The organism is Candidatus Zixiibacteriota bacterium (assembly GCA_035574315.1).
In the GTDB taxonomy this organism is placed as follows: Bacteria; Desulfobacterota; Binatia; order UBA9968; family UBA9968; genus DATLYW01.
Genome location: DATLYW010000015.1, coordinates 22,969 through 36,638, shown reverse-complemented (window position 1 = coordinate 36,638; position 13,670 = coordinate 22,969). Strand labels below are relative to the sequence as shown.

Below are 13,670 nucleotides of genomic sequence, written 5' to 3'. Positions count from 1 at the left end.
ATACCGGCAAGGGCGGACGAAAACAACCGCGGCGCCGCGGTCTCGGTCGCGGGCCTTTCCGCAGGACGTGGCCGGGAAAGGGGGAGACTAGCGGCAAAGCGGCATCACGCGGCGACTCCAGGCCTCCATCGTCTCGTCGTAGAGGGCGTTGGGAGGCGTGAGCAGCACGCGCCGGACCCCGGCTTCCTCGAGGCGCCGGATTTGCGCGGCGCATTCCGCGGGCGTGCCGGCGATCGCGAAACGCCGCAGCAGATAATCGGTCACCAGCTCGGGATCGACGCGCTCCTCGATCGGCTTCGAGATGTCGAAACTTTCCATGAAGCGTTTGACCCCGTCGAGCGCGCCTTCCGGAACGGTCTCGTAGGTGAAGCGGAAGTTGTGGTGCGCCCGGTTGGCCATCCGGGCGCGCACGCGTCGGCACGCTCGCTCGCCGTCGTCGTCGACGCAGATCATGCCGGCGGGCATCAGATCGATCGCCTCGGGATCCCGCCCGGCCCTGCGGGCGCCCTCCGCGATTCGGGCACGGGCCCACGGCAGAAGCGACGGATCGACTCCCGCGCCTAGGATCACGCCGTCGCAGGTGCGTCCCGCGACCTCGAGCGTCCGGGGCCCTTCCGCGGAGATGTAAAGCGGGACGGGGCGTTTGCCCGCTCGCAGCCAGACGCGCCCCCCGCCGGGCCGCTCCCTGGTCCTGGGCACTTCGATGCCTCGGTCATGGAGCAGATCGCGTATCGCCGCGAGGCCCTTCTCGAAATCGGCCAGACGGGTCGCGGTCCGGCCCAGGCTGTATACCGGCCCGTCCCCGGTTCCGATGCCGATGATCGCGCGGCCCCCGGAAATCTCGTTCAACGTCGCAAAGGCGTTCGCGATGATCGTGGGGTCGCGGTAGACCATGTTGGTCACCGCGGTTCCGAGCCGAATGGTTTTCGTGTGCATCGCGCACATCGCCATGACCTGATAACAGTCGACGTTGTTCATGTGGCTGTCGGCGAAAAAGATGGCTTCGTAGCCGAGCCGTTCGGCGAGCTGGGCGCGACGTATCGATTCGCCGACGGTGCGGGCCGAGCCGTGCAAGCAAAAGTTCATCGTTTTCGACCTCCTCGAGCTGCGATCCGCAGAAGCGGCGCCGCCGCTTCGGCAGCCCGTTTCATAGCACGCGGGCTCGAGCGAGCCAACGGCGCACCTCACAGCGCGGCCGCAGCTTCGAGAGGGCGGGCAGCGTTGCGCGCCTGCCACCGAAGACAGGCGTGGATCGAAAGGCCCGAAATCGAAAAGCAGAGAACGCACAGGGAAAGCGGCCACGCGTACGAGCCGGTCAGGTCGAAGAGATAGCCCCCGAGCCAGGCCCCCGCCGAGCTTCCCAGCCCGAAGCTGATCTCGAGAAAGCCGAAGATCAGGCCGACCTTGGGTCCGGAGAAGATATCGCCGATGACGGCGCCGTAGGTGGGATTGCCGGCGCTGTGGCCGATGCTGTAGATCACGGCGGCAAGATAGACGAACCAGAGCGGAGAGTCCGCGGAAACCGCGATCAGACAGAGGATGCCCGCGATGACCACCAGCGTGGCAATGCCGTATGCTCTGTCCCGTCCCAGCAGGTCGGACACCGTGCCCCACGTCACCGTGCCCCCGATGCGGACAAAGCCGATCAACCCGGCGAGAAACGCGGCGAACAGCTTGTCGAATCCGGCCGAGACGAAGTGGGCGACGATGTGCGTGTTGATCATGAACAGCGCGGTTCCGAGAGCCAGATGGCCCACGGTGATGCACCAGAACGGATAGGAGCGGAATGCCTCGCCGAGGGTCCAGTCACGACCCCGGCCGGCGCGATGCGCGGCGCGACCGGCTGCTTCCGAAGAAGGGCTGTCGCCGTCAGGGCTCTGTCCGACCTCCTGCGGGCTTCGTCGCTGCAGCAACGCGTTGGGGACGACGATGGCAAGGAGGATCAGCCCTGCGCTCAGCGCGAACGTCGAGCGCCAGCCGATCCGACCGATCAGGAACTGCGTCATCGGGACCATCGCCAGTGCGCCCAGCCCCTGGCCCATCGCCGCGATCCCGATGGCCGTAGCGCGGCGGCGGACGAACCAGCGGGAGATCAACGCATTGTGCCCGACGAAGCCGAGCGCGCCCTGGCCGAGCGCCGTCATCACGCCGTACGAGACGTACAGGTGCCACAGCGAGCCCGCAAAGCTCGACGCCAGCATGCCGGCGGCGACCAGGGCTCCGCCGAGCGGCATCAGCACGCGGGGGCCGAAGCGGTCGAATCCCAGGCCCACCAGAGGCGCCGCGAGCGCATAGACCAGGAAATTGACCGAGGCGACGGTCGCGCCGTCGCTGTGCGACCACGAAAAGCTCTCCAGCAACGCGATGTAGTAGACGCCGAACGCGCCGTTGACACCGCGCATGACGACCATGTTGATGAAGCAGAGCGCGAGGATGACGTAACCGTAGAAGAGCTTCGGACGCATGGAAACGGCCTGTCCCCGGGGGGTTGCGACAAAAGAGCGAGCGCCGGACCTTCGCCGGTCGCCGAGTGCAAGGATTTCCGTCGTCGAGCGGCTGAGGGCTCCGCGAGTCGCGGTGGCGTGACCGCCCGCCGGCGGCCGCCCGGCTAAGGCGCCGACGCTTCCTGGATGTCCTTGATCGTTACGTCGAACGTCAGCGTCTTTCCGGCCAGAGGATTGTTGAGGTCGACCACCACCGTCTTTTCTTTGACCTCCCGGACGCGGATCGGAATCGGTCCCTGCGGCGTTTGCATCATGAGGACCGTACCCGGATCGAGGCTCCCGGCCGGGAACTTTTCCTTGGGCATCTCCTGAACGAGGTCCGGATTCAAAGGTCCGTAGCCGTCCTCGGGCTTGACCGTCACGGTCTTTCTCGCTCCCCGGCCGAGGCCCGCGAGCCCCTTTTCGAGGCCGGGAACGATCTGTCCCGCCCCGTGGACGTAGGTCAGCGGCTCCTTGCCGACATTCGACTCGATGACCTGGCCGGTCTCGTCCCGGAGGACGTATTCGATCGAGACGAGCGAGCCCTCCTTGACGGTTTGCCCCGCGGTCAGAGTCACCGCCGGCGTTCCCCGGCCGATCATCGGACCGGAAAAGCTCGCCATGAGAAGGAGCGCCCCGGTTGCGAGGCTGCTGATCACCAGGAGTGCCAGGAGCTTTTTCAAGATCGTTTGCCGTCCAGGGCGGAGCCGGGTCAGGCAGCCGCTTGCCCCGGCCTGAATTTCGGCAGCACCACCCCTTCGCCGGTATCCTCGAAGACCACCTCGACGCCCATGCCGATCGTCACCTTGTCGATCGGACAGCCGACGATGTTGCTGCAAAACCTCGGCCCCTCTTCCAGGTCGATCCAGGCGGTGACGTAGGGGATGTCGGGAGCGAATCCTCTGAGGGCGCGGCCGACCACTTCGCGGATGACGGTGAACGAAAAAACTTTTCCCCGGCCGCTCAGTGGAACCCACTCGAGCCGTTCGCTATGGCATTCGACGCAGAGCGGGCGGGGACAAAAGACCCAGGAGCCGCAGTCCCTGCATTTCTGCATCACGAGCCGGCCGGCTCTGGCGCCCTCCCAGAACGGCCGGTTGACAGGGGTCATCTCGGGAAGGGGTTTCTTTATCGCTCTGTTTTCATCGGCCATGTGAAACTCCTGGAATCTCGCGGTCAGGGAAATCTCCTCGGGAGCAGAAAGGCGACGCTTGCGGCCGCGTGTCGCTACGGGATCTCCTCGGCTGGCATGGCGCCGGTCGACACTTCTACCGCTCGTTTCCCAGAACGGCCGCCGCGGTGCAGCCGAAATTCTTCCCATAGTTGACGGCGCCGAGTCCCGTGGCGACGCCGAACCTGACGTTCGGCACCTGCCGCTGCCCGGCCTCGCCGCGCAGCTGCCGGACCGTTTCGATCACGTGGAGCATTCCCCCGGTCGTCGACGGCTGACCGCAATTGATCATCCCGCCGCCGGTCTGAATCGGCAGGTCGCCCTTGAAAGTGAAATCCGTGCGCTCGAAGAACGCCTTGTCGTTCTTCTCGCAAAAGCCCAGGTCCTCGATCTGCAGCATCACGATCGGAATATAATCGTCGTAGAGATTCAGGCAGCCGATGTCCCTGTGCGTGACGCCCGCCATCGCGAAGGCGCGCCGGCCCGCCTCGCTGATGCCCGTGACGAGAGGATTGGAGCGGTAGCGGGGACCGTAGCTCGCGTTGTTGCACTCGCCCCAGCCGAGCAGGTAGACGGGCGGCTTGCGCATGGTCTTTGCGCGCTCCGCCGAGGCCATGATGTAGGCCTTGCCGCCGTTGGCAGGGAGCACGCAGTCGAAAAGCCTGATTGGATCCGAGATCAGCCGCGATTTCTTGTAGTCTTCGATCGTGATCGGCTTTCTCAGGTAGGCGTTCGGGTTGAGGGACGCGTGGTAGCGAGCGGTGACGGCGATCTTGCCGAAATGCTCGGCGGTCATGCCCGACTCGTGCATGTAACGGCTCATCACGAAGGAGATCTTGCAGTTCGGCCCCATCACCCCGAACGGCATTTCGTAGTCGCGGGTGTCGGCCGGAGCGCCGCGGTGGGCGCCGCGCTCGCCGAACGGGGAGGCCGCCGCGATGACCAGAACGAGGTCGCAGAGGCCCGCGGCGATCGCGGCCGCGGCGTGTCCCAGCAGCGAGACCGAGCTGGCGCCGCCGTTGCCGCCAGCGAGCGACACGCCCGGCTTGAGGCCGAGGATCGATGCGACCTCTTCCGGCCAGAACGGCTGCGAATGGCTGGTCGTGTAGATCGCCGCCAAGCCCTGACCTTCGAAATCTTTCTTGGCGAGGCCGGCGTCTTCCATCGCCAGCTTCGCCGCCCACGCCAGATACTCGGCGGTCGACTTGCGGGGCTCTCCAGGTTTGCTTCCCAGCCGGTCGGTCGGCGTCTCGCCGATGCCGACGATAGCCGCTTCTCCTCTGATGCTCATCGAGAGTTCTCCGAACGTTTCGTTTGACCAGAGATAGTTCAGCGGTCGATAGCTGTCAAGGGAACCGCCGCACGGCGACGCCGAAGCGTCTGCATCCCGGCCGGGCCCGTTTTTCGGAGCGCCTCGCCGACGCCGCTGAGCCGAATCAGTGCCTGAATCAATTTAGCTACAGAGAGTATTCAAATTGATGCGGCGGACGTTTCGCCGGATCCGCGTCGAGAAGGGGCCGGACCGAATTGCTTCGATAATTCAGGAGGATTGAAGGAGCCGTCGCAAACTCGAGGCTGGCACCGCTATTGCCCGCCTTCACAGCCGAGAACGAAATGGCTCGCGGCGCCGCCGCCGGAGCGGGACAACGCGCGGGCGCTCCGGGCGCGCCCGCCAAGGCCCGCAGTCGAAGCGGACGCGAAAAGACAGCTGTTGGATCGCGCAGCGCCGAGAACGCGTGTTTGGACCGTCCGGACGACCGGTCGAAAGGAGAAGCGCATGATTCGATCCGACGGAAACCGTCCGATGCTGATTTCTCTGACCGTGCTCGCGCTTCATGCGTTGCCGCTCTGGGCGGCTGAAGGGTTGATTTCCAAAGTGCCGGACCCCTCCGGAACGTATTGCCACTTGAAGTTTCCGGCCATCCGGGAAGAAACCCTCGGCTGGGCCCGGCCGGTGCTGAAAGACCCGAGCGAAGGCGACATCATCGACTTCTACGGGCCTTGCGACCACGATCCCATCGGAAAAGAGCAGGTTCAGTGGCAGAAGGACTATCTGCGGCGCGAGCGGAACCGGGAGGCCAGCGACTGAAGCTTTTTGGCCGACAGCCGGGCTGACGCGTGAAGAACAGAGTTGACGCCGCGGGTGTCGTCCTGTTCAAACCCGCCTTTCCGGGACGGGAGGGGGGTAATCGATTGAAAAAGCCGATCAAGCGCAAACCGGCGCTCGGCGATTCATGCGGTTGTCCTTTGTCTCTCCGCTGGCGCTCTTACGGCCGCGCAGGAAGTGAAGCGTGTCGGTATTCTGGCCGGCGGCCCTGGTCCGGCGCGGGGTCGCGGTAATCGTCGCCGACGGCGATTCCGCGATTCAGGCCGCGAAAGAGGCGACGGCGTTCGAGCCTTGACGCATCCGGGCGAAGCCTCTAACATCCCGTCAGCCCGTCAGGGGATCGCGCCTGGCGCGCGGCGACGAAACGGGCTCGGGAGCCGAAAATGAAAATCATCGGATTCACCTCGGCATTGATTTTCGCCTGCGTCCTGGCCGCAAACGCGAGGGCGGCGGAGAAGATCATCGCGGATTACGGCGGACTTTCCGGGTTCCAGAGCAGCGTTTGGGTGGCGAAGGACCTCGGACTCTTCGAAAAACACGGCCTCGACGTCGAGGTCATCATGATCACGGGCAGCGCGCGCTCCGTGGCCGCTCTCCTGGGCGGCAGCACCCAGTTCGCCACGGGGTCCGCAACCGGCCCTCTGGTGGCCGCCGCGCGGGGAGCCGACATCAAGGTCATCGCCGCCTCCTACAACAAGTTCCCCTACGCCTTCGTGGTCCGCCCCGAGATCCGCTCGCCGAACGATCTTCGCGGGAAAAAGGTCAACATCCTCAACTTCGGCGGATCGAACGATCTCGCGTTGCAGCTCGCCCTCAGGGAGTGGGGGCTGAAATCCTCCGACATTCAGGTGCTGATCGGCGGCGACGCCCCGACGCGGCTCGCCTCGCTCATGGCGGCTCGAACTGACGCGACGATTCTCTCTCCTCCGCACCTGACGAAAGCCGTGCAGGCGGGGTACCGGGTCCTGGCGGACATGGGGGACATGAGCGCCAACTTCACGCAGTCCTCCCTCTACACCAGGGGCAGCCTCCTCAGGGAAAACCGCGACCGGGTTAAGCGCTTCCTGCGCGCCTACGCCGAAGCCGTGCACGTCATCAAGACCGACCGGGAGCGGGCGACGAAAGTGTTCGCGCGGCGGATGAGGCTCGAGGACCCCGAAGTCTTGAAGGCGACGTACGACTACTACGCGCCGAGATTCTCCTTCCCGCCGCGAGTCGACATGGCCGGCGTGCGCGACACCCTGCGGTTTTTCGGGGAATACAACCCGGAGCTGAAGAACCGAAAGGCCGAGGAGTTCGTCGACCACTCGCTGCTCGACGAACTGGCGCGCGAGGGCTTCTTCAAGAAGCTCGGTTCCTGAAGCGGCGCGGCTCCGGAAGCGGGCGTGGGCGGTTATCCGCGCAGCCGGCTCGCGTCGATCCGCGTGTCCCACAGGACGGGATCGCCGCCCAGCGTGGGGCTGAACAAATCGACCTGCAGCTGCGTTGCGCAACCAGGGCAGTAGTACTCGTGGTACTCGCCGATGTAAGGCTCGCCCGTAGGCAGCGGGGGCATCAGCTCTTTCAGATGGACCGACCGGTGAAGCGCGTAAAGTTTGTAGTTGTCCTCCGCGCCGCAGTAGATGTGCCCGCACCGCGAGCAGCGGATCACCTTGCGCTCCCCTGCGGCGGCGATTTCGAGCACGGCGTGAAAGCGCAGGAGCACCCGCGCGCCGTCCGAGGGGCTCGGCTCGAGCGCGGTCGTCTTCCCGGAAACCGGCTGTGACCGGCGCCGTTCCGCGCGGATCTCGTTCCGGCGCGCCTCGGTGGCCGTGAGATCGCAGCCGCCGTCGGCGTCGAGAACGACGCCGTAGATCCGGCGGGCGGTCTCGCGCGTCACCCAGCCCCTGCGGAAATCCGCGACCACGGCCGCGGGATCGCGATCGATGGGGTCGCCGAATCCTCCGCCTCCGGCGACGTAGTCGACCAGCAGGCTGCCTTCGGGCAAGGGAATTCGCTCCGGAACGCCGGCGGGATGAAACGGCCTGCCCCACTCGCCCGCGCGCATCGCCGCGCCCGTCGGATACTCTCCGGCCCTGACTCTTTCGAGCATCTCGAGACCGGCCTCCACCATGACGCGGTTGGCGCCGATGCCGGTGGGATAGCCTCCGCAGAGGCCGAACCCGCCCTGGGCCACGCCGCCGTACGGTTTGTAGTCGACGCTGCAGTCCTTCGAACCGTAGATCATGTAGATCCGGTAGCTTCCCAATCCCCCGCGATACCGGCCGAAGCCGCTGCCGTCGGGGTTGTGGGAGCGGGTGAAATAGAGAAACGGGTACTGCATCTCGATCCGCTCGACGTCGCTGATGCCCGCGGAAGGAATATTCATGTGGCCGCCGGTATTCACACCGTCCCGGTGCGGGGCCGCTCCCATCCCGGCGCCGTGAATGTCATAGAGCCCCTGGGCGACAGGGATGCCCTCGCGCGTATGGCCGCCGTAGAAGTAACCGGGCCCGCCGACAAACTCGAGGTTCCCCGTGGTGGAGGCGTTGACGTCGTCGTAGCGCCCGGAGGCGTAGATCATCTTGGCGACGCCTTCGCACACCGTGGAGACGAGCACGTTGCCGATCCGCGGGGCCGCGCCGCAGGCGGCCGGATACTTGCAATTCAGAATCGTCCCTTCCGGGACGTGGATCTTGACCGGACGCATCTTGCCGTCGCTCCACGGCACGTCCCAGAAAAGCGTGTTGGTGAGAGCCAGCGCGATGTGCGCCACGGTGCTGGGAAGCGTGGAGTTGTGGTCGGTGTCGGTCTGAGGGCTGGTGCCCGTGAAATCGAAGCTCAGCTCGTCTCCCTTCTTCGTCATGGTACAGTAGAGCTGTTGCGCGACGGCCTTGCGGGTCTTGCGGTCGAGCGTGGTGACGTACTGGCGGGTGACCCAGGTCCCGTCGGGCATCGATTTGAGCTTGGCCCGGGCCTTGGCTTCCGCGTCCGCGATCATTTTCTCGCCCGCGAGCCGGACGAATTCGAGACCGAACTTTTCCACCAGCCCGAGGTAGCGTCTGGCGCAGATGTTATTGCCGGCGATCATCGCCTTGAGATCGAGCCCGACGTACTGGGGGTCCCGGCACATGCCGGTGAGGGTACTGAAGACGTCCTCGCGGAACTCCCCCTTTTCCACGATCTTCAGCCCGGGAACGCAGATTCCTTCGTGGAAGATCTCGTACGCTCCGCCCCGCAGCACCCCTCCGGTGTCCGCCGTGTGGGTGCTCGTCGCGGTCCAGGCGATCAGGCGACCGCCGTGAAAAATCGGCTTGATGATCATCATGTCGTAGGTGTGCGAGCCCGCGACGTAGGGGTCGTTGAAGAAGAACTGATCGCCGTCGAAGAAACCGGGGCTCTTGGCGAAGCGCCGAATCAGGCTCTTGATCGCGTCCGAGGTTGCAGCGGCGAACCGGAGATGACCGGAACAGGCGAGCACCATGGTCCCGCTCTCGTCGTAAAAGGAGCTCATGCACTCGCCGCCCTGGGAGACGATGGGCGAGGCGGTGACGCGCTGCAGCGTCATGCGTCCTTCCTCGCCGATCGCCCAAAGACGGTGCAGGTACATTTCGTAGCGTATCGGATCGATCTTGGCGGATCTGGCTTTCATGGGAAACGACTCCTCGTGTGCCTTCGAGCCCTTGGCGGTTTACCTTTGCCGAGCGTCAGCGCGTCTCCATGACCAGGTTCAGATAAGGGTCAACGGTGACCCGGAAACCCGGCGGAATCAGGGTCGTCGTGAAGGGCAGCTCGACGACCGCCGGCCCTTTGACCACCGCTCCGACACCGAGGCGGCCGTAATCGTAAACGGGAGTATCGATGAACCGGCGCTCGGGGCGCGTGAAGAAGACCGGGCGACTGCCTTTGCGGGCGGCTCGAAGATCGCCCCGTTTCTTGCGACTCGGGCTCAGGCGCGGCTTGGCGACCTTGCCTACGGCGTCGACGCGAATCTCGCTGATCTCGATTCCGGCCCTGGTGTATCCCGCCCCGGTTCCGTAAAGCTCATCGTATTTCGCCTCGAACGCGCCCTGGATTTCCGCCATCCGCTTGTGGTTGAAGCGACTCCAGGTGACCGGCATTTCCACGCCCGCGGTCTGGCGGCGGTAGCGCATCGTGAAGAAACGGCGGAACTCGACCTGGCTCGGCTTGAACCCTTCCGCCGTCATCGCAGCCGCCATTTCCGCTTCGATGCCCTCCAGCCGCTGGTTGACGGCGGCCGGGTCGGCCGGGAGAATGTACTGGCAGCTCATCACCCGGGTGTGAATCACGTCGGCCGCGGCCGCGCCGAAAGCGGAAAAGACCGGGGAAGTCGCGAAGATGTAGATGCGCTTCACGCCGAGCTCGGCGGCGAAGCCGGAGGCGTGAACCGGCCCGGCGCCGCCGAAGACGTAGATCACGAACTCTTCGGGCAGGTAGCCGGTGCGCACCACCTGACGGCGGATCAGATCCGACATCTTGGCGTTGACGATGTCGTAGATGCCCGCGGCGGCCTCGTGAACCTTGAGCTTGAGCGGCCGCGCGATCCTTTCCTCGATGGCCCGCAGCGCCTTTTCCTTGTTCAGTCGTTTGCGCCCGCCGAGGAAGTAGTCGGGGTCGATGATGCCGAGCGCCAGATCCGCGTCGGTGACCGTGACCTGCTCGCCGCCGGCATCGTAGCAGACCGGGCCCGGGCTGGCCCCCGCGCTTTTCGGTCCGACCAGGAGGCGGCCGGTCTCGGCCTCCACCTGCGCGATCGTGCCTCCGCCGGCGCCGATCGACTCTATGTCGATGATCGGCTGCAGCATCCGGAAGCGCTCCACGATCGGCTCCTGGGCGTAGCGCCAGTAACCGTCCGTGATCAGGCCGACGTCGAAGCTCGTGCCGCCCATGTCCGTGGTGATCACGTTTCGATGCTTGAGCAGGCCGGCGACGTAGGCGGACGCGATCATCCCTCCGGCGGGACCAGACTGGAGGTTGGCGATCGCGCTGACGTGCTCCCGGTGCGCGACGCCGCCGTTGCCCTGCATGATGAGCAGCGGTCCCTTGAAGCCGCCGTTGCGGAGCTTGGTCTCCAGCCCCTTGAGGTAGCGCTCCACGGTAGGCCCGAGATAGCTGTTGAGGATCGCCGTGTTGGCCCGCGCGTACTCGCCGGCAACCTGCGACAGCGAGCTGCCGAAGGACCAGTACACCTTGCGGTGTGGATCGGCCTCGGCGCTGAGCGCGCGGATCTCCTCTTCATGCCTCGGATTGGCCCAGGCGTGGATCAGGCTCACGGCGATCGCGTCGACTTTTTCCTTTTCGATGAGGCGGCGGATCGCCGCCATGACGTCGTCCCAGTTGAGGGGCACGATCTCGTTGCCCTGGTAGTCGATCCGCTCGCGGACGCCGATCACCCGCTCGCGCGGCACGAAAGGCTCGGGCTTCGTGATCCAGGTGACGTGCTTGATCTCGTCCGAGGAAAGGCCGTCGACCCGGCCGATCGCCCGCATGATCTCGGTGGTGTCCTCGAAGCCTTTGGTGGTGATCAGGCCGACCTTGACCCCGCTGTGAGTGATCAGGGCATTGGTCGCGACCGTGCTCCCGTGCTTGAAGAGCGCCGTCCCGGCGAGGAGCTCGGGGACCGTGACCCCGACCGCGCTCGCGGCCTCGCCGACCGCATCCATCACGCCGCGGGAGAAATCGTCGGGCGTGGTCGACGCTTTCGCCGTCCAGATCTCGCCGTTCGCCCCCATGACGACAACGTCGGTGAACGTTCCCCCCGTGTCCACTCCCACGATGTATTGCTTCTTCGCCGCCATTCAGTCCTCGCAGAAAAGTCTCTCGATCTGGAATATGAGAGGGCGCACGGGTTGTCAAGCGAAGCGGCATCGCCCGGCGCGGGCCGCGATCGCTCCCTGGCCGGGATCGTCGCTACTCGATCCGCAACCCGACCTCGAATTTGCCGGCATAGCCCGCGCTCTTCTCGGCCAGCCGGAGCAGGAGTTGCTCGCCGCCGCTGCGGAAGATGAAATCGTCGTCGTTGGTGGTCGTGCGTTTGCCGCGGGCGCGGTACGGCGCGTGCGCGTGAACTCGATCGGTGAGCGCGTCGTCGAAGTAGAGCTGGGAAGTGAATTCGATCCGCCCGGAGGGCAGCGAAGCGCGGATCTTGAAATGAATGTGCACCGTGCGCCCGTGATACCAGCCCGGGTAGATCGTGAGGAATCGGGCGAGGCCGTTCCGGTCGGTCCTCTGATAGCCGCGCAGGAAAAATCTCCCGCGCGTGTCGAACGCGCCTCCGGGGTCGCGAACCCCGGAGTAAACCCCGAGGGCGTCGCATTGCCAGACGTCGACGACGGCGCCCGCGAGGGCCGAGCAGCCCTTTTTATCGAGCGCCGAGACCTGGAAGGCCAGCTCCAGGGGAGCGCCGGGCCGGATGGAGCCGTCGGCGGGGTCGACGCGAATGTCGGAGCGCTCGAGCCCGGCGTCGATGAAATGGCTCCCCTCGATCTGCTGCGGCCGCGTCACGCAGGCGGGCGCAGCCTCCGCCTCCGCTGCAGGTTCCGAAGCGCCGAAGAGCCGGCTTCCGCCCGGCCGGCCCAGCCGGCATCCCAGCACCGTCGCGGCGGCGCTTCCCGCGAAGGCCAGCCATTCCCGCCGGGTCCACGGGTGTCCGATCGAGAAGCGCCGGCTCATGAGCGGCTCGGCGACATCGGCCCCTCGGCCGGCGGCTCAGCCGCGCAGCCGCGGCATGATCTCTTTGGTGAACCGTTCGAGCGAGGCAACGACCTTGTCGTGCGGGAGATTTCCGATGTGAAACATTCCCATGAAATGGCCCGCGCCGACCTGCTTCGTCTGCTCGAGAATCTGGCGGGCGACCGTGTCCGGATCGCCCGCGATGAGGTATCCGGTGGCGATCAGGTCGTCCCACGAGAGCTTGGAGAAATCGACGCGCTCGCGGTTGCCTTCGCGGAAATAGCTGAAGGAACGTTCGGTGGTCAGCTGGGCGAGCAAGCGGGCCTGGTCGGCGGCGGCCTGGTTGATGGCGTCGTTGAAGCCGCGATTGTAGACCGAGAAAAAATACTGCATCGCGGGCTCGGCGGCCTCGCGCGCCTCGCGCGCGGACTCGCCCACGTAGACGTGGCGGCACAGGATGAAGTCGTCGGGGGTCGCTTCCCAGCCCTGCTCGCGCGCCACCTTGCGATAGTAGCTGAACGTGTCCTCGATCTGCGAGGTCGTCTGATAGATCTGGGCCGTCGGCAGCCGGTGCCTCACGCACCACTCGATCGATTCCGCGCTGCGCGCCGCGATCCAGATCGGCGGGTGCGGTTGCTGCAGGGGCCGCGGCCAGATGGCGCAGTCCTTGAGCTGGAAGAACTTCCCTTCGAAGCTCCAGACCGGTTGCGTCCAGGCCGTCATGATCAGCTCGTAGGCTTCCTCGAAGCGGCCTCGGGATTCGGCCGGGTTGACGCCGTACCAGATGTATTCCGCCGGGATGCCGCGGACGAAGCCCGCGATCAACCGGCCGCGCGAAAGGCAATCGATCATCGCGTATTCCTCGGCCACCCGCACCGGATGGTAGCGCAGCGGCAGAATGTTACCGAGGACGCCGATCCTGATCCGGCTGGTCTTCTGCGTGAGGGCTGCGGCGATCAGATTGGGCGACGGCATGGTGCCGTAAGAGCTGTAGTGGTGCTCGTTGAAGACCACGCCGTCGAAGCCGAGCTCCTCGCAGTAGACCATTTCTGCGAGATGCTCTTCGTAGTTGCACGCTCCCTTGATCGGATCGAAGTAGTTGCTCGGGACGGGGGTGCGAGGCGCTTCCCTGGGAACGTAAGGATAGGTGAGGAGATCGAAATTGTAGAGCTTCACGGGTTTCGCCTTTTCGCTGAAATTCTCGCACTTCTAACACCGCGGCGACGGGAGGTCAAAC

11 protein-coding genes are annotated in these 13,670 nt (G+C 65.5%); 2 read left to right on the top strand and 9 right to left on the bottom strand.

What is annotated here, in order from left to right; genetic code table 11:
• Positions 1-87 precede the first annotated feature (87 nt).
• The 5 genes from VNN77_04415 to VNN77_04395 form a co-directional block, all read right to left on the bottom strand.
• The gene (locus VNN77_04415) at positions 88-1,086 is read right to left on the bottom strand and encodes an LLM class flavin-dependent oxidoreductase (protein ID HXG50637.1); all 999 of its coding nucleotides are present in this window, start codon (positions 1,084-1,086) and stop codon (positions 88-90) included.
• Positions 1,087-1,184: 98 nt separating this feature from the next.
• The gene (locus VNN77_04410; GenBank protein ID HXG50636.1) at positions 1,185-2,465 is read right to left on the bottom strand and encodes an MFS transporter; all 1,281 of its coding nucleotides are present in this window, start codon (positions 2,463-2,465) and stop codon (positions 1,185-1,187) included.
• A 143-nt stretch (positions 2,466-2,608) separates the two neighbouring features.
• Positions 2,609-3,166 (bottom strand): peptidylprolyl isomerase, encoded by a 558-nt coding sequence (locus VNN77_04405; GenBank protein HXG50635.1) that lies wholly within the window; start codon positions 3,164-3,166, stop codon positions 2,609-2,611.
• A gap of 29 nt (positions 3,167-3,195) precedes the next feature.
• Positions 3,196-3,636, bottom strand: a complete 441-nt coding sequence (locus VNN77_04400; GenBank protein ID HXG50634.1) for a Zn-ribbon domain-containing OB-fold protein — start codon at positions 3,634-3,636, stop codon at positions 3,196-3,198.
• A 115-nt stretch (positions 3,637-3,751) separates the two neighbouring features.
• Positions 3,752-4,945, bottom strand: coding sequence for a thiolase family protein (locus VNN77_04395; GenBank protein ID HXG50633.1), 1,194 nt, complete (start codon positions 4,943-4,945; stop codon positions 3,752-3,754).
• A gap of 486 nt (positions 4,946-5,431) precedes the next feature.
• Between VNN77_04395 and VNN77_04390 the strand changes: the two genes are divergently transcribed.
• Both VNN77_04390 and VNN77_04385 read left to right on the top strand, forming a co-directional pair.
• Entirely contained in the window at positions 5,432-5,743 is a 312-nt protein-coding gene (locus tag VNN77_04390) for a hypothetical protein (GenBank protein ID HXG50632.1), read from the top strand.
• A 401-nt stretch (positions 5,744-6,144) separates the two neighbouring features.
• Positions 6,145-7,122, top strand: coding sequence for an ABC transporter substrate-binding protein (locus VNN77_04385; protein ID HXG50631.1), 978 nt, complete (start codon positions 6,145-6,147; stop codon positions 7,120-7,122).
• A 32-nt stretch (positions 7,123-7,154) separates the two neighbouring features.
• Here the strand turns inward: VNN77_04385 and VNN77_04380 are convergent, their stop codons facing one another.
• The 4 genes from VNN77_04380 to VNN77_04365 form a co-directional block, all read right to left on the bottom strand.
• Positions 7,155-9,392, bottom strand: a complete 2,238-nt coding sequence (locus tag VNN77_04380; GenBank protein ID HXG50630.1) for a hydantoinase B/oxoprolinase family protein — start codon at positions 9,390-9,392, stop codon at positions 7,155-7,157.
• Between the two features lie 55 nt (positions 9,393-9,447).
• Entirely contained in the window at positions 9,448-11,559 is a 2,112-nt protein-coding gene (locus VNN77_04375; GenBank protein HXG50629.1) for a hydantoinase/oxoprolinase family protein, read from the bottom strand.
• A 112-nt stretch (positions 11,560-11,671) separates the two neighbouring features.
• Positions 11,672-12,433 carry an intradiol ring-cleavage dioxygenase gene (locus tag VNN77_04370; protein ID HXG50628.1) on the bottom strand — a complete coding sequence of 254 codons (762 nt, stop codon included), beginning with the start codon at positions 12,431-12,433 and terminating at the stop codon, positions 11,672-11,674.
• Between the two features lie 36 nt (positions 12,434-12,469).
• A complete protein-coding gene (locus VNN77_04365) occupies positions 12,470-13,609 on the bottom strand; it encodes an LLM class flavin-dependent oxidoreductase (protein HXG50627.1) in 1,140 nt (379 codons plus the stop codon).
• Between the last annotated feature and the right edge of the window lie 61 nt (positions 13,610-13,670).

What these genes read in the sequence shown, in the direction of transcription:
- VNN77_04415 (HXG50637.1), bottom strand. Translation starts at nt 1,086, where the DNA reads ATGAACTTTTGCTTGCACGGCTCGGCCCGCACCGTCGGCGAATCGATA.
- VNN77_04410 (HXG50636.1), bottom strand. Translation starts at nt 2,465, where the DNA reads ATGCGTCCGAAGCTCTTCTACGGTTACGTCATCCTCGCGCTCTGCTTC.
- VNN77_04400 (HXG50634.1), bottom strand. Translation starts at nt 3,636, where the DNA reads ATGGCCGATGAAAACAGAGCGATAAAGAAACCCCTTCCCGAGATGACC.
- VNN77_04395 (HXG50633.1), bottom strand. Translation starts at nt 4,945, where the DNA reads ATGAGCATCAGAGGAGAAGCGGCTATCGTCGGCATCGGCGAGACGCCG.
- VNN77_04390 (HXG50632.1), top strand. Translation starts at nt 5,432, where the DNA reads ATGATTCGATCCGACGGAAACCGTCCGATGCTGATTTCTCTGACCGTG.
- VNN77_04385 (HXG50631.1), top strand. Translation starts at nt 6,145, where the DNA reads ATGAAAATCATCGGATTCACCTCGGCATTGATTTTCGCCTGCGTCCTG.
- VNN77_04380 (HXG50630.1), bottom strand. Translation starts at nt 9,392, where the DNA reads ATGAAAGCCAGATCCGCCAAGATCGATCCGATACGCTACGAAATGTAC.
- VNN77_04375 (HXG50629.1), bottom strand. Translation starts at nt 11,559, where the DNA reads ATGGCGGCGAAGAAGCAATACATCGTGGGAGTGGACACGGGGGGAACG.
- VNN77_04370 (HXG50628.1), bottom strand. Translation starts at nt 12,433, where the DNA reads ATGAGCCGGCGCTTCTCGATCGGACACCCGTGGACCCGGCGGGAATGG.